General features: G+C 60.1%; 17 protein-coding genes and 1 pseudogene. 6 read left to right on the top strand and 12 right to left on the bottom strand.

Translation table 11 applies throughout. The annotated features are described in order from the left end of the window. Positions 1-198 precede the first annotated feature (198 nt). From VLA07_RS17510 to VLA07_RS17500, 3 genes are all read right to left on the bottom strand, one after another. Positions 199-564 carry a histone-like nucleoid-structuring protein, MvaT/MvaU family gene (locus tag VLA07_RS17510; protein ID WP_333989952.1) on the bottom strand — a complete coding sequence of 122 codons (366 nt, stop codon included), beginning with the start codon at positions 562-564 and terminating at the stop codon, positions 199-201. 234 nt (positions 565-798) lie between these two features. Then, positions 799-2,334, bottom strand: a complete 1,536-nt coding sequence (locus VLA07_RS17505; protein ID WP_027612003.1) for an EAL domain-containing protein — start codon at positions 2,332-2,334, stop codon at positions 799-801. Between the two features lie 114 nt (positions 2,335-2,448). After that, positions 2,449-3,321 (bottom strand): LysR family transcriptional regulator, encoded by an 873-nt coding sequence (locus VLA07_RS17500; RefSeq protein ID WP_333989950.1) that lies wholly within the window; start codon positions 3,319-3,321, stop codon positions 2,449-2,451. 78 nt (positions 3,322-3,399) lie between these two features. Between VLA07_RS17500 and VLA07_RS17495 the strand changes: the two genes are divergently transcribed. Then, positions 3,400-4,347, top strand: coding sequence for a DMT family transporter (locus VLA07_RS17495; RefSeq protein WP_333989948.1), 948 nt, complete (start codon positions 3,400-3,402; stop codon positions 4,345-4,347). Between the two features lie 245 nt (positions 4,348-4,592). After that, a complete protein-coding gene (gene hppD, locus VLA07_RS17490) occupies positions 4,593-5,669 on the top strand; it encodes a 4-hydroxyphenylpyruvate dioxygenase (protein ID WP_115989844.1) in 1,077 nt (358 codons plus the stop codon). Positions 5,670-5,847: 178 nt separating this feature from the next. On the opposite strand, the gene rarD is transcribed toward hppD, so the two are convergent. From rarD to VLA07_RS17470, 4 genes are all read right to left on the bottom strand, one after another. Continuing rightward, positions 5,848-6,729 (bottom strand): EamA family transporter RarD, encoded by an 882-nt coding sequence (gene rarD / locus VLA07_RS17485; RefSeq protein ID WP_027611999.1) that lies wholly within the window; start codon positions 6,727-6,729, stop codon positions 5,848-5,850. 260 nt (positions 6,730-6,989) lie between these two features. Then, the gene (locus VLA07_RS17480) at positions 6,990-8,003 is read right to left on the bottom strand and encodes an aldo/keto reductase (protein ID WP_096797424.1); all 1,014 of its coding nucleotides are present in this window, start codon (positions 8,001-8,003) and stop codon (positions 6,990-6,992) included. Positions 8,004-8,071: 68 nt separating this feature from the next. Beyond that, positions 8,072-8,971: a LysR family transcriptional regulator gene (locus VLA07_RS17475; protein ID WP_333989944.1), complete on the bottom strand. Its 900-nt coding sequence runs from the start codon at positions 8,969-8,971 to the stop codon at positions 8,072-8,074. Between the two features lie 176 nt (positions 8,972-9,147). Continuing rightward, positions 9,148-10,458 carry an MFS transporter gene (locus tag VLA07_RS17470; RefSeq protein ID WP_103368989.1) on the bottom strand — a complete coding sequence of 437 codons (1,311 nt, stop codon included), beginning with the start codon at positions 10,456-10,458 and terminating at the stop codon, positions 9,148-9,150. Between the two features lie 172 nt (positions 10,459-10,630). On the opposite strand from VLA07_RS17470, the gene VLA07_RS17465 reads away from it, so the two are divergent. From VLA07_RS17465 to VLA07_RS17455, 3 genes are all read left to right on the top strand, one after another. Beyond that, a complete protein-coding gene (locus VLA07_RS17465; protein ID WP_333989939.1) occupies positions 10,631-11,749 on the top strand; it encodes a sugar diacid recognition domain-containing protein in 1,119 nt (372 codons plus the stop codon). Between the two features lie 217 nt (positions 11,750-11,966). Next, positions 11,967-13,109, top strand: coding sequence for a glycerate kinase (locus VLA07_RS17460; protein WP_333989937.1), 1,143 nt, complete (start codon positions 11,967-11,969; stop codon positions 13,107-13,109). Between the two features lie 353 nt (positions 13,110-13,462). After that, a complete protein-coding gene (locus VLA07_RS17455) occupies positions 13,463-15,088 on the top strand; it encodes a methyl-accepting chemotaxis protein (RefSeq protein ID WP_096797428.1) in 1,626 nt (541 codons plus the stop codon). Positions 15,089-15,156: 68 nt separating this feature from the next. Here the strand turns inward: VLA07_RS17455 and VLA07_RS17450 are convergent, their stop codons facing one another. Next, positions 15,157-15,891 carry a hypothetical protein gene (locus VLA07_RS17450; RefSeq protein ID WP_333989933.1) on the bottom strand — a complete coding sequence of 245 codons (735 nt, stop codon included), beginning with the start codon at positions 15,889-15,891 and terminating at the stop codon, positions 15,157-15,159. A 232-nt stretch (positions 15,892-16,123) separates the two neighbouring features. On the opposite strand from VLA07_RS17450, the gene VLA07_RS17445 reads away from it, so the two are divergent. Continuing rightward, positions 16,124-17,311 carry a pyridoxal phosphate-dependent aminotransferase gene (locus VLA07_RS17445; RefSeq protein WP_027611991.1) on the top strand — a complete coding sequence of 396 codons (1,188 nt, stop codon included), beginning with the start codon at positions 16,124-16,126 and terminating at the stop codon, positions 17,309-17,311. 143 nt (positions 17,312-17,454) lie between these two features. Here VLA07_RS17445 and VLA07_RS17440 read toward each other — a convergent pair whose 3' ends face one another. The 4 genes and pseudogenes from VLA07_RS17440 to VLA07_RS17425 all read right to left on the bottom strand — a co-directional run bounded on the left by VLA07_RS17440 (position 17,455) and on the right by VLA07_RS17425 (position 21,624). Continuing rightward, on the bottom strand, positions 17,455-18,432 hold the full coding sequence (locus tag VLA07_RS17440) for a 2-hydroxyacid dehydrogenase (RefSeq protein WP_333989931.1): 978 nt from the start codon (positions 18,430-18,432) through the stop codon (positions 17,455-17,457). Between the two features lie 21 nt (positions 18,433-18,453). Beyond that, positions 18,454-19,745: pseudogene (locus VLA07_RS17435) on the bottom strand (MFS transporter); the annotation flags it as partial. 96 nt (positions 19,746-19,841) lie between these two features. Next, positions 19,842-20,849: a sugar kinase gene (locus VLA07_RS17430; RefSeq protein ID WP_333989928.1), complete on the bottom strand. Its 1,008-nt coding sequence runs from the start codon at positions 20,847-20,849 to the stop codon at positions 19,842-19,844. Then, positions 20,842-21,624: a sugar phosphate isomerase/epimerase family protein gene (locus VLA07_RS17425; protein WP_097089680.1), complete on the bottom strand. Its 783-nt coding sequence runs from the start codon at positions 21,622-21,624 to the stop codon at positions 20,842-20,844. Before VLA07_RS17425 ends, VLA07_RS17430 begins: the two co-directional genes overlap by 8 nt. Positions 21,625-21,728: the final 104 nt, after the last annotated feature.

The following is a 21,728-nucleotide window of genomic DNA, read 5'->3' as shown; positions in this document are numbered from 1 at the left end:
CGGGTTTAGATACCCGAAGGAATTAAGCACAAAGTTTAGCAGCGGTTACGGCCGCAACATCCTGGCGCAAACTGTTTGGCCTCACGTCTTGTGGGTGTTAAAGCGAATTGATAATTAGCGCGGGGGAAATCGTTGCTTTTGTTAGATATTGTCGAAAAAAAGCCCTGCATAGAGCAGGGCTTGTTTGTTGACGCAAGATTAACCGCGTAACCAGGAATCAACGGTGGCAGCACCGTACTGTTCTTTCCAGGCTTTCAGGCCGCGGTGGTTGCCGCCCTTGGTTTCGATCAGTTCACCGGTGTGCGGGTTCTGATAGACCTTGACCACGCGAGCGCGGCGGGTTTTCGGTGCGGTAGACACTTGCAGGCCGGACTTGGACGGGTTCGGATCGAGGATGGCGATGATGTCTTTCAGGCCTTTGCCGTAGGTTTTCATCAGCCCCTGGAGCTTTTCTTCGAATTCGATTTCTTTCTTGAGCCCGGCATCGTTCTTCAGTGATTCCAACTGCTTGAGCTGTTCCTGAAGGGCCTTTTCAGCTGCACGAAATTCAGCGAGTCTGGACAATATCTTTACTCCAATAGTGTGTTTGGCTGATACCAACCGCAAACAAAGCTATAAGCCAAGAGCCTTGAAGCGACTCGGTGATAATGGCTCACCTGCCAATCTTGCACAGGCTGAAAAAATTGTAGTAGTTAATGCGCCAAGAGTAAATCCTGATCTTGTCGTCATGTAACAACAGTGGTGTTTTGTATCAATTTGGTGCGCCCGGTCGCAGCGCCGGGCTTAATTTATTTTTAGTTAATGGTGACTTAATGCATCGATGAAGTCGGCGCCAGGCATGGGTTTTCCGAACAGATAGCCCTGCAGGAAGTTGACGTGGTGTGCGGTCAGATAGTCAGCCTGAGCCTGAGTTTCTACACCTTCGGCAACAATACCCAAATCGAGCTTGGCCGACAGTTCGATAATCGTGTCCAGAATATGCCGCGACAGCGCATCAATGCCGATCATCGCGACGAAACTCTGGTCGATCTTGAGAAAATCGACATTGAATGTTCGCAGGTAGCCCAGGCTTGAATGGCCGGTACCGAAATCGTCGATGGCGATCATCACCCCCAGCGCGTGCAATTGCTCGAACAATAGGTGCGTGACATCGGTTGGCTCAATCAGCTCGCGCTCGGTCAGCTCCAGCACCAGGTTGATACTGCCGGGGGCAAAAGCAGCGAGAAACCCGCGACAGTCTTCGACCAGTTGCAGATCCTGGCAATGGCTGGCGGTGATGTTGATGCCGATGTGGAACGGTTTGTCGAACTCCGCCGACAACGGGCCGAGCAGGGCGGCTGTCTGCTGCATCAGCGAACGAGTCATGGGCACGATCAGGCCTGAATGTTCGGCAAACGGAATGAACAGATCCGGACGCACCAGACCCTCCTTGGGGTGATTCCAGCGCATCAGCACTTCAGCGCCGGACCACTTCCGGCTGTCGCCATGCACCACCGGCTGGAAGTAGGGAATGAATTCGCCAGCCTCCAGCGCGCGCAGCATCTCATGGCTGGGCGAAGTGGCGCGCCGTTGCAGGACATGGGCGATAGCGCCCGCGATCACCCCAAAAAATATCAGCAGACTGAACAGCGGCGGGTATTCGCCGGCCATGTAGCGCCACGTTTGCCCCTGCGGAAAGCCTGCACTGACACTGAAGGCATAGCGCGAAGACGCGAGCATGCTTTGCGCCACCGGCAACGGCGGCAGGGCGCCTTGATGCACCTTGCCATCGACGGACAGCCAGTTATCGCCGACCTGCAACAACAGCAGCGTCTGCCGGCCGATCAGGCGCAGGATGTTGCTCAGGTGATAACCATCGAGGGTGGTCAGCGCGCCACCGCGACCTTCGCTGAGGCGATACACCAACAGCGCGGTGTTGGGCGTGACGGGGTTGCCATTCATCAACCACAGTTTGCCCTGCGTATAGTCGCCCGGGTTCACGGCCTCCTTGAACTCCCCGAACAGCGAGCTGCAATAGAGGTTGTTGTCCCACACCAGATTGGTCGAGCGCACAAAAGGTCGACGGGTCACCTGCTCACGCAAGGCCAGTTTGACGCTGTCGCAGGGCTGACCGGCCAAGGGCAGCAGTTCGCTGGCGGCCTGGGCGGTGTTGTCGAGCATCAGTTCAAACTGGCGCAACGCCTCCTCGGCGGTATTTTGCGTGCTCTGTTGCAAGGTGCGTTCGGCTTGCAGATACAGAATCCCGCCGCCGAGCAGGACGGGCAAAACACCACAAAGCAGGCTCACAAAAATGCGTACGCTGCGTTTGCGGCGGGGTCTGACGGTCAAGGGCATAGGCGCATCCTGTTGCGATGGATTGGAACTCTCGAATGCTGGCCTGGCAACGGCGCACCGGTGAAAACAGCGGAGTCAGAAGGGATGATAGATGGCCGTTGGCGCTTGTGCTGCTCACGGCTGGTTGATCTGTCTAGCGAGTTCGATAAATGCCCGCGTGGCGGGCGACGCCTGACGCTGATCGAGGACAGCGAGGCCGATCAGACGTTGCACCGCCGGCAACAGCGGTTTCTTCACGTAACGTGGGGCAGGAGCGCCCGGCAACGAGCCTTCGGCGACGACGGTGATTGCATCGCCCCGGCTGACGACGTCCAGCGTACTGAGCAATTGCGAGCAACGATAGCGAATGTTCGGTTGCAGACGCGCGGCGGTGAACAAACGCGAAACCAGTTCCGATGAGCCGGCCTCGGTCAGCACAAATGGATCAGTGCACAGATCCTTGAGGCTCAGTGCGGCCTGTGCGGCCAATGGGTGATTGGACGGCAGCAGGGCAACCATCTGATCTTCGACCAGAGCAAAAGTGTCGAAGCGTTCCTCGGGCAACACTACAAAACCGACATCGATTCGCCGCTCTTCCAGCCACTGCAGCACCTGCCGGTCCGGCCCCTCATCAATGTGCACTTCAATGCCCGGATGCACTTCGCGATAGCGCTGCAGAATCTTCGGCAGCAACTTGATTGATGACGTCGGGCCGAATGAGCCAATACGCAACGTACCGCTTTTCATGCCCCGCGCATCGGCCGCTTCCTGGCGTAACGTGTTGGCCAGACCGAGCATGGCCCGTGCGCGTTGGAGCAGTTGCTCGCCGATATCGGTGAGTTCCACCTGCGACTGCTGCCGCCGCAACAATTCCACGCCCAACTCCTGTTCCAGCGATTTCATCGCGTGGGATATCGCCGACTGCGAAATGCCCAGACGATGGGCGGCGAGGGTAAATCCGCGCAGTTCGGCGACCAGCGAGAAGATCTCCAGTTGCGTGAGGGTCATGAGTTTTTGCTCATTTTACGATGAGAGGGCATGAGGGGAATGATACGCCATCCTTCAACTTCTTTCGTTTGGGGCATCATGCGCAACCTTGAGCAAACCCACCTAACGGCCTCCGACCGGCCGGTATACCTGACGCTGGCAGCGGTAACCATGATTTGGGGCGGGACCTTTGTCGCAGGGCGTTTTCTGACGGGCAGCCTCAGCCCGTTGTTCGCCGCCAGCCTGCGCTTCCTGCTCGCCAGCGTGGCGTTGCTCGGGTTTCTGTGGATAGCGCGTATCCCGTTGGCGCGACCGACACCCGGGCAATGGCTGCAACTGACGTTGCTCGGGTTCTTCGGCATTTTCCTCTACAACCTGTGCTTCTTTTATGGTCTGCGGTACATCAACGCTTCACGGGCTTCGTTGATTGTCGCGTTGAACCCGGCGGTGATCGGTCTGGCCTCGTGGTTGTTGTTCAAAGAGCGCCTGGGTCGGGCGAAAGTCGCCGGTATCGCGATCTGCATCACGGGCGCCGGCCTGGTGATTGTCAGCCGTGACCCGCAATTACTTGCCGTGACACCCGATGCGTGGATCGGTAATCTATTGATTTTTGGCTGCGTGTTGAGCTGGGGTGTTTACTCGCTGTTTTCCCGAGGGCTGAACCAATCCATCGGCCCGCTGCAGACCGTGACCTTTTCCGTGTTGATCGGCAGCGCGATGCTGTGGGCGCTGGCAATGTTGCGTGGCGAGGTCAGCGGAGCAGCCTTGATCAGCCTCGGAACGCCACAATGGCTGAGCCTGATTTACCTCGGCGTGTTCGGCTCGGCGCTGGCTTACATCGGCTACTACGATGGCATCCGCAAAATCGGCGCGACCCGAGCCGGCGTGTTCATTGCCCTGAATCCGCTGACCGCGGTGGTGCTCGGCGCGCTGCTGCTCGGCGAGCAACTGACGTTGAGCATGTGCCTGGGCGGCGGGTTGGTGCTGGTGGGGATTTACCTGTGCAACAAACCCCTTGCACCGATGCGAAAAAGGCGGATTTTATAGAGAGGGCAGACAACCCTATTTACGCTGTGTAGAATCGGGTTACGCATACAATAATAAACGTCTTCTGGCAGCAGAAGCCTCGCCCGCAAGAGCCTTGGGTCGACAATGAAGATATTCGGGTTTCAACTGATCTACGGTGACTTCCTCGCCCGCAGTGTGCGAGGCATCTCCTGCGCACCTCCCGCCGGTCTCAGCATTACTGACAAATAACTCTGGTTAATTGATAAGAATGATGAGGCGTCACCATGGCAGATTTATACGAAAACCCAATGGGCCTGATGGGCTTTGAGTTCATCGAGTTCGCATCGCCGACTCCTGGCACCCTGGAGCCGATCTTCGAGATCATGGGCTTCACCAAAGTCGCGACCCACCGCTCCAAGAACGTGCACCTGTACCGTCAGGGCGCGATCAACCTGATCCTCAACAACGAACCCAATAGCGTCGCTTCGTACTTCGCGGCCGAACACGGCCCGTCGGTGTGCGGCATGGCGTTCCGCGTGAAGGATTCGCAAAAGGCCTACAGCCGCGCACTGGAACTCGGTGCTCAGCCGATCCACATCGAAACCGGCCCGATGGAGCTGAACCTGCCAGCGATAAAGGGCATCGGCGGCGCGCCGCTGTACCTGATCGACCGTTTTGGTGAAGGCAGTTCGATCTATGACATCGACTTCGTGTTCATCGAGGGCGTTGATCGCAACCCGGTCGGTGCCGGTCTGAAAATCATCGACCACCTGACCCACAACGTGTACCGCGGCCGCATGGCCTACTGGGCCAACTTCTACGAGAAGCTGTTCAACTTCCGCGAGATCCGCTATTTCGACATCAAGGGCGAATACACCGGCCTGACCTCGAAAGCGATGACCGCTCCGGACGGCATGATCCGCATCCCGCTGAACGAAGAGTCGTCGAAGGGCGCCGGGCAGATCGAAGAGTTCCTGATGCAGTTCAACGGCGAGGGCATTCAGCACGTGGCGTTCCTCACCGACGACCTGATCAAGACCTGGGATCAGTTGAAGAAGATCGGCATGCGCTTCATGACCGCGCCGCCGGACACCTACTACGAAATGCTCGAAGGCCGTCTGCCGAATCACGGCGAGCCGGTTGACCAACTGCAATCGCGCGGCATCCTGCTCGACGGCTCGTCGAACCCGGACGACAAGCGCCTGCTGCTGCAAATCTTCTCGGAAACCCTGATGGGCCCGGTGTTCTTCGAATTCATCCAGCGTAAAGGCGATGATGGTTTCGGCGAGGGCAACTTCAAGGCCCTGTTCGAATCGATCGAGCGTGATCAGGTGCGTCGTGGTGTGCTCGCAACCGAGTAATCCTCCACCAGAATGAAAAAATCCCGGCTTGCAGTCATGCACAGCCGGGATTTTTTTTGCATCAGCAAAACTGTGGGAGCGGGCTTGCTCGCGAATTCGGTCTTTGGTTCAAGGTCTTTGTTGACTGAACTGACGCTTTCGCGAGCAAGCCCCCTCCCACGGTAGTTTTGTGTTGCTTTTAAGACCTGCGTTGTCGCATCAGGTGTTTGAAGCCTTCGAAGATCAGCACCACAACGGCGAGCCAGATCGGAATGTAGGTCAGCCACTCGCCGGCCTTGATGCTTTCACCGAGCAACAGCGCCACGCCGAGCAGCAACACCGGCTCGACGTAACTGAGCAAACCAAACAGGCTGAACGGCAGCAAGCGGCTGGCAATGATGTACACCACCAGCGCCGAAGCACTGATCAGACCGAGCAGCGGAATCAGCCAGAGCAAGCCCGGATACTGATCGAACACGGCGAAACCTTGCTCACCACCGCGCACGAACCAGTACGCCACCGGCAGCATCAAGGTCATGTCGACCCACAGACCGCCCAGGTTGTCGGTCTTCAGGCGTTTGCGCAGGACGAAATACAGCGGGTAACCGACCACGACCACCAGGGTCGCCCAGGAAAATCCGCCGACCCGATACAGCTCGTTCGCCACGCCGAGAACGGCAAAGAACACTGCGATTTTCTGCAGGTACGACAGGCTGTCGCCGTACACAATGCGCCCGGTCAGTACCATCGCCAGCGGCAACAGGAAATAACCCAGCGACACATCGAGGCTGTAGCCGTTGAGCGGCGCCCACATGAACAGCCACAACTGCACGCCGAGCAAACCTGACGAAACAATCAGACCGCCAATCAGCTTTGGATAGCCCGCCACCTTGCGCAGCAACTCCAGCACCCGCCGCCATTCACCCGACACCAGCATGAACACCGTCATGCACGGCACGGTGAGCAGCATCCGCCAGCCAAAGATTTCCACGCCGCTCAACGGAGTGAGCAGCGAGGTGTAGTAATACATGACGGCAAACAGCACCGAAGCTGAAACCGATAGAGCGATACCTTTAGACAAACTGTCCTCGCGGATGGGTGATCAAACAGGGCGCGCAGGATACGTGGTTTTTGTGCTGAATATTGGCCGAGTGATCAATATTTCCCACATCCTGAAGATAAGCACAAAACCTGTGGGAGCGAGCCTGCTCGCGAAAGCGGTGTGCCAGACAACGCAGATGTTGAATGTGCCGGCCTCTTCGCGAGCAGGCTCGCTCCCACAATGGATTTGTGTTGCCCTCGTAATCTGCTGACGCCGCTGATGCCCGGCTTGTGAGGCTTTCAGGCCTGACGCGGTTTACGGCCTGACACAAAATGGCTCACATCGTTAAACCCCGGCGTCGAAGCATGCCCCGGCGTCACCAGCGAGTCGATAAACGCTTCATCCTCCGCCGTGATCTGCACCGCCTGCGCCTTGGTATAAGCATCCCACTGCTGTTCGGTACGCGGCCCGACAATCGCCGAGGTCACCGCGCTGTTGTTCAGCACCCAGGCAATCGCGAATTCGACAATCCCGACGCCACGGCCCTGGGTGTACTGCTGAATCTGCTGGGCGATGCGCAGCGATTCCACGCGCCATTCGGTTTCCAGAATGCGTTTGTCCTGACGCCCGGCGCGGCTGTTGGCGTCCGGGGTTACGTCGGGTGCGTATTTGCCGCTGAGCACGCCACGGGCCAGCGGGCTGTAAGGCACCACGCCGAGGCCATAGGTTTGCGCGGCGCTGATCTGCTCGGTCTCGGCCTGACGGTTGACGATGTTGTACAGCGGCTGACTGATCACCGGGCGGTCGATACCGAGCTTGTCAGCGATGCGAATCACCTCGGCGATGCGCCAGCCGCGATAGTTCGACAGGCCCCAATAGCGAATCTTGCCCTGGCGAATCAGATCGCCAATCGCCGACACCGTGACTTCCAGAGGGGTGTTGTGGTCTTCGCGGTGCAGGTAATAGATGTCGAGATAGTCGGTGCCGAGGCGCGTCAGGCTTGCCTCCAGACCATTGAAGATGTGCTTGCGGCTCAAGCCGCTGCGGTTTGGCACGCCGTCCGCCGGGCCGAAACCGACCTTGGTTGCCAACACCCATTCGTGCCGATGGCGGGCAATCGCCTCGCCGACGATTTCTTCCGAGCGGCCGTTGGTATAGACGTCGGCAGTGTCGATGAAATTGATGCCCTGATCCCAGGCCTTGTCGATGATGCGCAGCGAATCCTCGGCGCTGGTCTGTTCGCCAAACATCATCGTGCCGAGGGTGAGGGTGGACACCTGCAATCCCGAGTGCCCCAGTGTGCGATAGCTCATGCCGAAATCCTTTTATCGGTGGGAAAACTCCAATCAAATACCAGAAGCTTCCGATGGGGCAAAGTGAATTATCGGCTGAGCGCTGCGCAACGCGTCTGCAAAAACGCCTGCAACACCCGAACGCGTTCGGACACCTGCACCCGATGCGGGCACAGCAGATTGAACGGCACGCTCTCGCCATGCCAGCCATCAAACAGTGTCAACAGGCGTCCGCCGCGTACGTCTTCGGCGACGTCCAGCCACGCCTTGTAGGCAATGCCATGCCCGGCCAGCGCCCAGCGCCGCGCGACTTCGCCGTCGTCGCTGAAATAGTCGCCGCGGACTTCCACTTCCAGCGTCTCGTCCTCGCGACTGAAGCGCCAGGTGTTGTAGGGCCGACCATTGCGCAGGTAGAGCAGGGCGCTGTGTTCGCACAGTTCGCCGGGATGTTGCGGTGTGCCATGGCGGGCGAGATAGTCCGGGCTGGCGCAGGCAACACGGCGATGCGCCGGCAGAATCGGTATCGCCACCAATGTCGAATCGCTGGGCACGCCAAAGCGCAGTGCGACGTCCACGGTTTCGCGGAACAGATCGGCGTGCCGATCGTTGAGCAGCAATTGCAGTTGAATATTCGGGTGTTCACGTTTGAAGTCGTCCAGCCACGGCAACAACACGTTGCGTCCGAAGTCCGAGGGCGCCGCCAGTTGCAGCACACCGCTGAGGCCTTCGCCGTGTTGCTTCAGTGCCTGCTCACCTTCGGCCAGGGCGGACAGGGCAATGCGTACGCTGTCGAGATAACGCCGACCTTCTTCGGTCAGGCGCATGCTGCGGGTAGAGCGCGCGAGCAGGCGGATGCCGAGGCGGGTTTCCAGACGCTTCAGCGCGATGCTTGCGGCGGCCGGCGTCAGTTCCAGCGCGCGGGCAGCGGCGGAGATGCTGCCGGAGTCGGCCACGCGTACGAAGATCTCCAGATCGAGAATCGAGCTCATTGGTAAAAATCCTTTAAAGATCTGTGCGTTTTTGCGGGATTTTTCCGTGATTGGCAAGTCGGGGCGTTGTAATCATTAAGCAAAAAAGATCGCAGCCTGCGGCAGCTCCTACAGGGAAACGCGTATTTCCATGCAGGAGCTGCCGCAGGCTGCGATCTTTTGATCTGGAAGCGTGATTACGCGCGCAGCGTCCGCGTCATGCGCAATGCCAGCAAACTGCCGCCGACAATCACACCCGCCAGCAGATACAACGCCGCATCGGTCGAACCGGTGCTGTCCTTGACCCAACCCACCAGGTACGGGCTGAGGAAACCGGCCATCTGCCCCATCGAGTTGATCAACGCCAGACCACCGGCCGCCGCGCCCGCGCTCAACAGGGCAGTCGGCACTGGCCAGAACATCGGCAGGCCGGTCAGCGCGCCCATGGTTGCAAGGGTCAGGCCGAGGATGGCGATGGCCGGGTTGGCGGCGAAGTTCACGGCGATCAGCAGACCGAGCGCGCCCATCAGCATCGGTACGACCAAGTGCCAACGCCGTTCTTTGCGCAAGTCCGCCGAACGCCCGACCAGCAACATGAAAACCGCCGCCAGCAGATAGGGGATCGCACTCAGCCAGCCGATCACCAGGTTGTCGCTGAAGCCGAGGTTCTTGATGATCGACGGCAGCCAGAAGTTGATCGCGTACACGCCGCTCTGGATGCAGAAGTAGATCAGGCCAAAGGCCCAGATCGCCGGGTTCTTGAACACCGCGAGCAGCGAGTCGGAGGTGGTTTTCGGCTTGTTCGCCAAGTCTTCGGCCTGATCCGCCTCAAGCACCGCGCGCTCGTGCGGGCTCAGCCACTTGGCATTGGCGAAGCTGTCGCTGAGCAGGAAATAGGCGAGGGCGCCGAGAATCACGGTCGGAATACCTTGCAGCAGGAACATCCACTGCCAGCCGGCCAGTCCACCTTGCCCGGCGGCGAAGTGATTGAGAATCCAGCCGGAGAACGGGCTGCCAAGCAGGCCCGAGACCGGAATTGCCGACATGAACAGCGCCATGATCCGTCCACGGCGGAACGTCGGGAACCACTGCGAGAGGTACAGCACCACACCCGGGAAGAACCCGGCTTCGGCCGCACCGGTGAACAGGCGCAGGGTGTAGAACTGGGTCGGGGTGGTGACGAACAACAGGCAGGTCGACAGCGTGCCCCAAGTGATCATCATCAGCGCGATCCAGCGGCGCGGGCCGAATCTGGTCAGCGCCAGGTTGCTCGGCACGCCGCACAGCACGTAGCCGATGAAGAAGATCCCGGCACCGAGGCCGTATACGGTTTCACTGAACTTCAATGCGTCGAGCATCTGCAGTTTGGCGAAGCCAACGTTGACCCGGTCGAGGTAGTTGAACAGGTAGCAGATGAAGATGAAGGGGATCAAACGCAGGGTGATGCGTTTGTAGACGGCGTTTTTACCGTCGTCGATGGTCTGGGTAGCTGCGGCGCTCTGCGACATAGCGGCTCTCTCTTTATTATGATTTTTTGCGATGCACAGGTTAACGTTGATCGCCCCGAGAGTCTCGGCCACCTGTGGCCGGATTGTCTTTGTGCCTGAGCACAGGGTTTGCCGCCAGACCCTGTGCGGGTGAACAACCGTCCGCCGCCGCTGCTTAAGGATTTTGCCGATCATGTTCGAACTCGATCACGACCTCGCTCAGGATATCGTCGACCGGGCCATGGCCATTTTGCCCTACAACGTCAACGTCATGGACAGCCAGGGCCTGATCCTTGGCAGCGGCGAGCCGGAGCGCATCAACACCCGTCACGAAGGTGCGCAACTGGTGCTGGCCAACGGGCGGGTGGTAGAGATCGATGCACAAACCGCCGTGCACTTGAAGGGTGTGCAGCCGGGCATCAACCTGCCGCTGATGCTTGATCAACGCCTGATCGGCGTGCTTGGCATTACCGGCGAACCGGAGCAACTGCGCACCTACGCCGAACTGGTGCGCATGACCGCCGAAATGCTCGTCGGCCAGCGCAACCAGCAGGCCGAGCAGCAATGGCGGCGCCAGCGTTGCGATGACCTGTTGGCGTTGCTGTTGAGCGACGCCGGCGACTCGCCGCGACTGATCGATGAGGCGCAGCAACTGGGGCTCAAGCCGCAGTTGACCCGGGTGCCGTATCTGTTCGAACTGGGTCTGGAGCATGGGCCGGGGCAAACCGTCGAGGCGTTGAGCGCGTGGTTGACCTCGCGCTATCCGGACAGCTGGTGCGTCAGTTCGGCCAACTCGTCGCTGCTGTGGTGCCGACCCGCAAGTCAGACGGTTGAGCATGATCGTTTGCTGGAAAAGCTTGATGGCTTCGGCTGGAACATTCTGCGCATCGCCGTCGGTGGTCAGGCGGATGGGCTGGCCGGCTTGCGCCGCTGTTATCGGCGGGTCGGCGATCTGCTCGCCTATGGCCGGGATGTGCTGCCGAATTCGCGATTGCTGACGCTCAATCGCTATCGCTTGCCGGTGATGCTCTGGCGCCATCGCAACGATGATGCGCTGGATGAGTTGCTCAAACCGTTGCGCAAGGTCATCGCCAAGGACGGCAACGGCCAGTTGCTCGCAACCCTGCGCAGCTGGTGTGAACACGACGGGCAGAGTCAGGCCTGCGCCGATGCGCTGGGCATTCATCGCAACAGCTTGCGTTACCGGATGGAGCGGATTGCTGAGTTGAGCGGGGTAGATCCGCTGAAGCTCGACGGGATGCTGGCGCTATATCTCGGGGTGCAATTGCTGCCGCAGACTGACCCGAGTTGATCGGGTGTTTTCAGAGACGCCATCGCGAGCAGGCTCACTCCTACATTTGAAATGCATTCCCCTGTAGGAGTGAGCCTGCTCGCGATAGGGCCACAACATTCATCCCCAAGGCTTTTGTATAAATGAACAACAATCGCCCACCGCGCTTGTGCAGCGGACCGGCGTCAATGCGCAGGCCGACTGGCAGCATGAGGTGCATTGGAACTGGAGAATTCGCATGAAGATCGTCATCGCCCCCGATTCGTTCAAGGACAGCCTGAGTGCCCAAGGCGTTGCCGAAGCCATTGCGCTGGGGCTGGCGCAGGTCTGGCCGCACGCAACACTGGTCAAATGCCCGATGGCCGACGGCGGCGAGGGCACGGTGGAATCGATTCTTGCCGCTTGCGAGGGCGAACTGCGCCGCACCCGAGTACGCGGGCCGCTGGGTGCGCCGGTCGACGCCGCGTGGGGCTGGTTGCCACACAATCACGCCGCGATCATCGAAATGGCCGAGGCCAGTGGTTTGCAATTGGTGCCTACGGGGCAGCGCGATGCCTGCATCACCAGCACTTTCGGCACCGGCGAACTGATTCGCGCCGCGCTGGATGCCGGCGCGCAACGGGTGATTCTGGCGATTGGCGGCAGCGCCACCAACGACGGCGGCGCCGGCGCGATGCAGGCGCTTGGGGTGAAATTGCTCGATGCGCAGGGTCAGCCATTGGTGCCGGGCGGCTTGGCACTGGCGCAACTGGCGCGACTGGACTTGAGCGAGCTCGATCCGCGTCTGGCCCAAGTGCGCTTCGACATCGCCGCCGACGTCAACAATCCGCTGTGCGGCCCGCACGGTGCCTCGGCGATTTTCGGCCCGCAAAAGGGCGCGTCACCGGCGCAGGTTCAGCAACTGGATCAGGCACTGGGACACTTCGCCGAACTCTGCGCGCAAGCATTGGGCAAGGACGTTCGCGATGAGCCGGGCAGTGGTGCGGCGGGGGGATTGGGTTTTGCGGCCAAGGCGTTTCTCGGTGCGCAATTTCAGGCCGGCGTGGAAGTGGTTGCCGAACTGGTGGGCCTGGCTGAAGCGGTCAACGGCGCCGATCTGGTGATCACGGGAGAAGGGCGGTTCGACGCGCAAACCCTGCGCGGCAAGACACCGTTCGGCGTGGCGCGGATTGCCAAGCAGCACGGCGTGCCGGTGATCGTCATCGCCGGCACCTTGGGTGAGGGTTATCAGGAACTCTACGAGCACGGCATCGACGCCGCATTCGCCGTCACCAGCGGCCCGATGACCCTGGAGCAGGCCTGTGCCGAAGCTCCACGCTTGTTGCGCGAACGCGCGACGGACATCGCCCGCGTCTGGCAGATGGCTAAACTCAATAGCTGATGCCCTGAAGATGTTGTGGCGAGGGAGCTTGCTCCCGCTCGGCTGCGCAGCAGTCGTCAATCCGGCTGATGCGGTGAGACTTATGATACGTGGTGGCAGGATATAGGGCCGCTTCGCAGCCCAGCGGGAGCAAGCTCCCTCGCCACAGAAGTAGGCCAAGCTTCACGGTGTTTCAGTGGTGAAACACCTTGAAGAATATTTTCGCTTTACACCAAATCTTCCTAAAGCCCCGCCGATACAGAGATCAGGCGCACACAGATTCCCTCGAACAGTGACGCCTGACTGGTCCCGCCCCCAAGGTCCAGTGATGACGGCAAGGACGCTCGCAGTTACCTCTATCCGAGAGTCCAACCATGTCCTTGCGTAACCTGAATATCGCGCCCCGTGCCTTCCTCGGTTTTGCCTTTATCGCCTTGCTGGTGATTGTCCTTGGTGTGTTCGCCGTCAACCGCATGTCGACCATCCGCCAGGCTTCCATCGACATGGATACCAACCAACTGCCCAGCGTCACCTACCTTGGCGTGGTCACGGAAAACGTTCTGCGCCTGCGGATTCTGTCGTTCCGGATTCTGGTCAACCGCGACCCGGCAGGTCTGCAAGAAGCGCAAACACGCATCGGCGTGCTGGTGGACAAGGTGCGCAGCGCTCAGGCCAGTTATGCCGCGTTGCCGGCAGAGAGCGAAGAGCGTGCGTTGTATCAGACGTTCGCGACCACGCTCGACAACTACCTGCAAGCGCAAAACCAGATGATGGAGCTGTCGCGTCAGGACAAGGTCGACGAGATGCGCACCTTGATCAACACGCGAATCAAGGACGGCACCGACCAGATGGGCGAGCAACTCAACAAGCTGATCGCGATCAACGCGGCGGGTGCGAAAGTCGCCTCCACCCAGGCCGGTGAGCATTACGACAGCGCCATTACCGGCATCATCGTTGTTGCCGTGGTCGCCGCGCTCGCCACGGTACTGCTGGCCCTGTTGCTGACCCGCAGCATCGTCACCCCATTGAACCGTGCGGTACAGGCTGCGCAAACCATCGCTGGCGGCAACTTGACCCAGTCGATTGAAGTCGACGGCAAAGACGAAGCCACCCAACTGCTGCAAGCCCTGTCCACGATGCAGATCAACCTGCGCAAAACCATCGAACAGATCGCCGGTTCCGCGACTCAGTTGGGCGCGGCTGCCGAAGAGCTGAGCGCGGTCACCGAAGAGGCTTCCCGTGGCCTGCAACAGCAGAACAACGAGATCGAACAAGCCGCCACCGCCGTCAACGAAATGACCGCCGCTGTGGAGGAAGTCGCACGCAACGCGGTATCGACCTCCGAAGCCTCGAACCAGTCGACCCAGGCCGCCCGTGAAGGTCGCGATCAAGTGGTGAAAACCGTCGACGCGATCCAGACCATGACCCATGACGTGCAGAGCACCGCGCAAATGATCGAAGGCCTCGCCGCGCAGGGGCGCGACATCGGCAAGGTGCTGGACGTGATCCGCGCCATCGCCGAACAGACCAACCTGCTGGCCCTCAACGCGGCGATCGAAGCAGCGCGTGCCGGTGAGGCCGGACGCGGATTTGCGGTGGTGGCGGACGAAGTACGCGCCTTGGCCCATCGCACTGCGCAATCGACTCAGGAAATCGAAAAAATGGTCGCTGGCATCCAGAACGGTACCGGCGAAGCGGTGTCGTCGATGCAGCAAAGCAACCAGCGCACCCAGACCACTCTGGAAATGGCCCGCGCTGCCGGCGTGGCGCTGGAGCAAATCACCCAGTCGATCCACCAGATCAACGAGCGCAACCTGGTGATCGCCAGCGCCTCGGAAGAACAGGCGCAGGTCTCGCGTGAGGTCGACCGCAACCTGGTCAATATTCGCGACCTGGCCACCCAATCGGCCGCCGGGGCCAACCAGACCAGCGCCGCGACCCATGAACTGTCGCGTCTGGCGGTGGATTTGAATGCGATGGTGGCGCGCTTTGTGATTTGAGAAATACGCAGTTGCCTGAAGTGGGCCGAACCAGATGAGTGTTCGGCCCACCTCGAAGAGTCAGCGCTTCAAGACAGGTTCACGTTGACTTGCTTAAACGAAGACTGTTGCCCAAGGTTTCCTGCACGATCGCGCAGCCTGTAAAACGCGAACATGGTGCCGGAGCCTATCCCACGGATAATCGCGCCATTCAGTTTGATAACGGTAGGTGAAGTTGCGTCATGCACCGTTTTAATGATGACTGGCTCCGCCGCAAGTGAGCCAAAGTGAAACTCGATGCTGTCGCAGGCTCGCTGCTGCATATAGGTGGCAATGGTTACCAGAACTTCATCATTGTTAGCGTCGAGATACCGCTGTGTGATCCCCTCACTGTCGATTTCTGGTGGAAATTGCGGAGGCTCTCCCGGATTGCCGAAGTTGGGAGCCGTTAGATCGACCGTGATCGGCGTGCTCATTGCCATCGCTGTATTCCCGCCAATATCGACGGTGTATGAAACCTCGTGCTCGCCTTCCTGTGCCAGGTAGGTCTCAGGGATGTGGGCCTCAAATGGGAAAAGCTCCGGGGCGATGGGTGTCGTAAAACGATAGTCCGCCACCGGTTTCTCTTTTAACAACAGCGTCAACAGTACGTGCACTGGCGCTGGTTCAGGAGGTGAACACTGCCAGTCTGGAATTAACACCTTTAGTGGCGATACCAATGCACTCAATGGCAACAGGTTAACCTGACTGCCAGGGAAATTGGGCAGCGCATCGGGGATTTCCGGTGCGTCCAATAAGAGGATTTTTTCATTTAGATTCGTCATCGTTTCAACGCTCCGTCGTTTCGATTAGAGGGGGCCGCAATTGTTTCCTCATGTTGATTAAGCGAGCGTTTGTGAAGTGGGTCTACTGTCAACTCTGACAGGTAGTCAGTCGACCGCTAATCGACCACAGTACGAAGTTCTTCTTTAAATTCATCCAAAGGACAAAGCGGCTGGCGCGGTTTGTGATTTGACCTAGGGTGAAGGCTGGAAACCGCGCAATCAGGAGACGTGCATGCGCTATTCAGCCTTGACCCAACGCATCGCCGGGGAGGGCGCCGCAGCCTGGCAGATTCATGACCGAGCGCTGGAGCTGCGCGCCGAGGGTGTCGATATCCTGCTGCTGAGTGTAGGGGATCCGGATTTCGACACGCCGTTGCCAATCATCCACGGCGCCATCGACAGTCTGCTGGCCGGCGATACGCATTATTCCGAAGTGCGTGGCCGCTTGGCGCTACGCAAATTGATCGCCGCCCGCCACCAGCGGCGCAGCGGTCAGGTGGTGGATGCCGAGCACGTGATCGTGCTGCCCGGCGCGCAATGCGCGGTGTATTCGGTGGCCCAATGTCTGTTGGATCCGGGTGACGAAGTGATCGTCGCCGAGCCGATGTACGTGACCTATGAGGGTGTGTTCGGCGCGTGCGGTGCGACGGTGGTGCCGGTGCCGGTTCGACCGGAAAACGGCTTTCGTGTTGATCCCGCTGATGTCGCTGCGCGGATCACGCCGAAGACCCGCGCGATGTTGCTCAACAGTCCCAACAATCCTTCCGGCGCGAGCCTGTCGCTGCTGATCTGGCAAGAGTTGGCGGCGCTGTGCGTGCGCCACGATTTGTGGCTGATCAGTGATGAGGTCTACAGCGATCTGCTCTACGAGGGCGAACACATCAGCCCGGCGAGCCTCCCGGGCATGGCCGAACGCACGGCAACCATCAACAGCCTGTCGAAATCCCATGCCATGACCGGTTGGCGCATTGGCTGGTCGATCGGGCCGAAGGTGCTGGCCGAGCATCTGGTGAACCTGTCGTTGAGCATGCTTTTCGGCCTGCCGGATTTTGTGCAGAAAGCAGCGGAGGTCGCGTTGGCAAGCGATCTGCCGGAGGTGACGCAGATGCGCGAGGAATATCGGTTGCGCCGCGATCTGGTGTGCGAGCGCTTGCGTGGTTGCCCGGGGTTGCAACCGATTCGCCCGGATGGCGGGATGTTCGTGATGGTCGATGTGCGCCAGACCGGGTTTGGCGCGCAGGCGTTTGCCGAGCGATTGCTGGAAGGTTATGGGGTCTCTGTGCTGGCTGGCGAAGCGTTCGGGCCGAGTGCGGCGGGGCATATTCGTATCGGGTTGGTGCTGGATCGGGTGCAGCTGGCGGATGCCTGTGCGCGGATTGCGTTGTGTGCGGTGCAGCTGTTGCAGGCGCGTAGTGCCTGACAGTGTTGTGTTGCCTGAACTGGCCTCTTCGCGAGCAAGCCCGCTCCCACAGTGGATGGGTGTGTACATAATGTTATCTGTACACACCGAACCCTGTGGGAGCGGGCTTGCTCGCGAATGCAATCCGCCATTCAGCGCATTTTTCAGCCCTGCCAAGCCGCCGGATTCACTAGATTCACCGGCTTCTCCCCAGCCAAAGCCGCCAGCAGATTGTCCACCGCACACCTGGCCATCGCCTCCCGCGTCTCATGCGTCGCCGAACCCATGTGCGGGGTTGCCACCACATTATTCAGTTGCAACAACGGCGAATCATGATTCAGCGGTTCACGCTCGAACACATCCAGCCCCGCTGCGCGAATCCGCTGGTGGCGCAACGCGTCGATCAGCGCCGCTTCATCCACCACTTTGCCGCGCGAGATATTGATGAAGATGCTCTCGGGGCGCATCAGCGCAAACTGCTCGGCGCCGATCAGGCCTTCGGTCTGCGCAGTCAGCGGCAGGGTCAGGCAGATGAAATCGGCCTCTTGCAGCAGCGCTTCCAGGCTGCGGTACTGCGCCGCAAAACGTTCCTCAACCGCCGGTTTGCGCGACTGGCTGTGATAAAGCACCGGCATGCCAAAACCGAAATGCCCGCGCTGCGCCAGCGCTTCGCCGATGCGGCCCATGCCGATGATGCCCAGGGTCTTGCCATGTACATCGGTGCCGAAATGCGCCGGGCCGATGTTGCGATGCCATTGGCCGCTGCGCACCATGTTCGCCAGTTCCACCACGCGCCGGGCCGTGGCGAGGATCAGCGCGAAACCGGTGTCGGCGGTGGTTTCGGTGAGCACGTCCGGGGTGTTGCTAAGGAGGATCTTGCGCCGGGTCAGGTAGTCGATGTCGTAGTTGTCGACACCCACTGAGACACTGGCGATGGCCTCAAGCTGCGGCGCCAGATCGAGCAGCGCGGCGTCGAGTTTCAGGCTGGCGCCGAGCAAACCGTGGGCGCCGGGCAGGGCGTCGCGTAGCTTCATCAGGCCGTCGGCGTCGAGGCTTTCGATCAGCGTTACTTCACACTGTTGCTGCAGACGCGTCATCAGCGCTGGCGACAGTTTCTTGTACAGCACGACTTGCTTTTTCATGGGCAAAAATCTCTTCAGGAATGCGCCGGCACGGGACGCGTGACTACGGCTTTGGCCACGACACGATCACTGGCGCCAGGCTTGAGAAAAATCGTCAGCACCACCGACAGCAGCAACGCGCCGCTCATCAGCAGGTACGAAGCACCGGGAGAACCGGTGGAACTGTTCAGATAGCCGACCAGATACGAGCCGCCGAACGAACCCAGCGCGCCCATGCTGTTGATCAGCGCCATGGCACCGCCGGCGACGTTGGCCGGCAGGATCTCCGGAACGATGGCGAAGAACGGCCCGTAAGGTGCGTACATGCAGGCACCGGCGATCACCAGCAGTGTGTATGACCACCAGAAATGTTCCGCGCCCAAGGCGTAGGAACCGTAGAACGCAATGGAGGCGATCAGCAGTGGCGGCCAGACGAAGCGTTTGCGCTTCTGCAGTTTGTCCGAGCCCCACGACACCGCGAGCATGCCGATCACCGCCGCCAGATACGGCAGCGCCGAAAGCCAGCCGGCCTCGATCATGTCCATTTGCGCGCCCGCCTTGAGGATTGACGGCAACCACAGCACGAAGCCGTAGACGCCGATGCTCCAGCAGAAAAACTGCAGCGCCAGAATGATTACTTTCGGCGAGCGGAAGGCTTCGGCGTAGTTCTTCACCGCTTTGATCCCGACCTGTTCTGCGGCCAGCGCGCTTTCCAGATCGTGCTTTTCCTGCTCGCTCAGCCACTTGGCCTGAGCCGGACGATCATCGGCCAGCTTCCACCAGATAAACGCCCAGAGCACCGCCGGCAGACCTTCGATGATGAACATCCAGCGCCAGCTGAAGTGCTGCACCAGATAGCCCGAAACCACCGACATCCACAGCATCGTTACCGGGTTGCCGAGGATCAGAAAGGTGTTGGCCCGCGAGCGTTCGGCACGGGTAAACCAGTGGCACAGGTAGACCAGCATCGCCGGCATCACCGCGGCTTCGACCACGCCGAGCATGAAGCGGATCACGATCAGCCAGTAGGCGTTGGACACGACGCCAGTCAGGGTGGCGAGGCCGCCCCAGAAAATCAGGCTGAAGAAGATCAGCTTTTTCACGCTGTGCTTTTGCGCGTAGATCGCACCCGGCACCTGGAAGAAAAAGTAGCCGAGGAAGAACAGCGCACCGAGCAATGAAGACAGGCCCGGGGTGATCATCAGGTCGGCGGCCATACCGGACGCGGCGGCGAAGCCGTAGTTGGCGCGATCCAGATACGCCAGGCTGTAGGTGATGAACACGATGGGCATGATGTACCACCAGCGGCGGGCGGCGAGGGTTGCGGTTTTCATGGTGTTGCTCCTGAGCTTGTTGTTTTTGTCGCAGCAGGTTCAATGAATCGGTTGTCTGAGCGGGCCTCATCGCGAGCAGGCTCACTCCTACAAGGGTTATGTGTTTGCCGCTGCAGCTGTGACTGGCGGAGATCCAATGTAGGAGTGAGCCTGCTCGCGATCAGCGGCCTCGAATTCAGCGATAAGCTCGGATCGGGTCGGCAAACCCTCCATGTCCCCGCGACTTTGCACCGCCCGACTGCCAATCCAGTTGGCGCGTTGCACCGCCTCGGCAAAGCTCTGATGTTCCAGCAGGGCACTGATCATGCCGACGGCAAATCCGTCGCCCGCACCCACGGTGTCGACCACGTTGGCCACCGGCACCCCGGCGACAAAACCCTGATCCAGTTGCGTGCGGTAATAAGCACCTTGCGGCCCCAACTTGATCGCCACGGCTTCGGCGCCCTGATCGAGATAAAACGCCGCGATGTCCGCCGGGTCTTCGAAACCGGTCAGCAAGCGACCTTCGCTCAAGCCCGGCAAGACCCAGTGGGCGAGGGCGGCGAGGCGATTTATCTCGCGGATCATCTCTTGCTCGGTGGCCCACAGGCTCGGGCGCAGATTGGGGTCGAACGACACGCTGCGCCCGGCATGACGCATGCGTGTCATCAGCTCGAACGACATTTCCCGGGCGCTCGCTGACAGCGCCGGTGGAATCCCGGTGGCGTGCAGGTGGCGAGCGCTTAGCAGGCTGTCAGTGATCGACAGCGATGACAGATGACTGGCCGCCGAGCCACGGCGGAAATACTCGACCTGCGGGTCGCTGCCGTCGTCGTTACGCGACTTGAACTGGAAACCGGTCGGATGCTGGTGATCGACCGCGACGTGACTGCAATCCAGACCTTCCTTGATCAAGGTCTCGACCACGAAACGTCCGAGGGAATCGGCGCCGACCCGGCTCAGCCACGCCACATTGAAACCCAGCCGCGACAGGCCGATCGCCACATTGCTGTCGGCGCCGGCAATGCGCCGGTGGAAGTGTTGGACTTCGGCCAGATCACCGGTCTGCTCGGCGACCAGCATTGCCATGGTTTCACCGAACGACAGAATATCGAGATCAGACATGGGCAGGCTCCAGGCGCGATTGACCAAGGCGGGCGAGGGCGGCGACGTGTTCCGTGGTCAGCGCCACCAGGTCATCGCCCTGCAACGGGTATTCGGCGGCGCGCATAACGCCTTGGGCCATGTGCCGCAGCAGTTGTTCCCACAAATGCAGGTCGCTGACGGCGGGCGGCACCGCCACCAATTTGCCGTCGGCGCGGCGGGCCACGGCTTTGCAGTGCACGTAGCCGACATGCCGTCCGAGCAGGCGAGCGGCGTTGGCGGCGGACTGGTCTTGCCACTGCCAGTTGCCGATGTCGAAGGTCATCTTGATCGGCAAATCATGCTGCTCCACCGCCGCGAAAAAACGCTGGAACGGCTCGATGCGGCCGCCCTGCAAGGTCTGGTCGTTTTCCACCAGCAACTGCACCGGGCTGTTGCCCAGCAGTTGTTTCAGCACTTGCAGATCACAGTTGTCGGTGAAGTAACCGAGCGAGACTTTCAACCATTTCGAGCCAAACGCTTCTGCATGTTGCAGGGCGTTGATCAGCTCGGGATTGGGCCGCGCCTGACCGGCGAGCCACAGTTCGCTCGGCGACGAATAGATGCTTTGCAGTCCCTGCGCCCGAGTGGCGGCTTGCAGTTGCTCGGGCACTTCGCGAGTCAGCAACTCTTCGCGCCACTCGATGCGATCAGCGCCGGCGGCAGCCAGCACATCGATGAAGAAGTCCTGCCCGCGTTGGCGCACAAGCTCGGCGCCGTAGCTGGACAGACTGATGGAAACGGCAGGTTTATTCATTGTTATCTACCTCTGAAACCGGTTTCATTTTTGTTCAAAAAAATCTGATTGATCTTCGTCGGGCGTTCGGGCGCCATCGCGAGCAGGCTCACTCCTACATTTGG

Origin of the sequence: Pseudomonas sp. S3(2024), assembly GCF_036861315.1 — a bacterium.
GTDB classification, from domain to species: Bacteria; Pseudomonadota; Gammaproteobacteria; order Pseudomonadales; family Pseudomonadaceae; genus Aquipseudomonas; species Aquipseudomonas putida_A.
The sequence above is the reverse complement of the archived record's forward strand: the minus strand, read 5'-3'. Positions and strand labels throughout refer to the sequence as shown.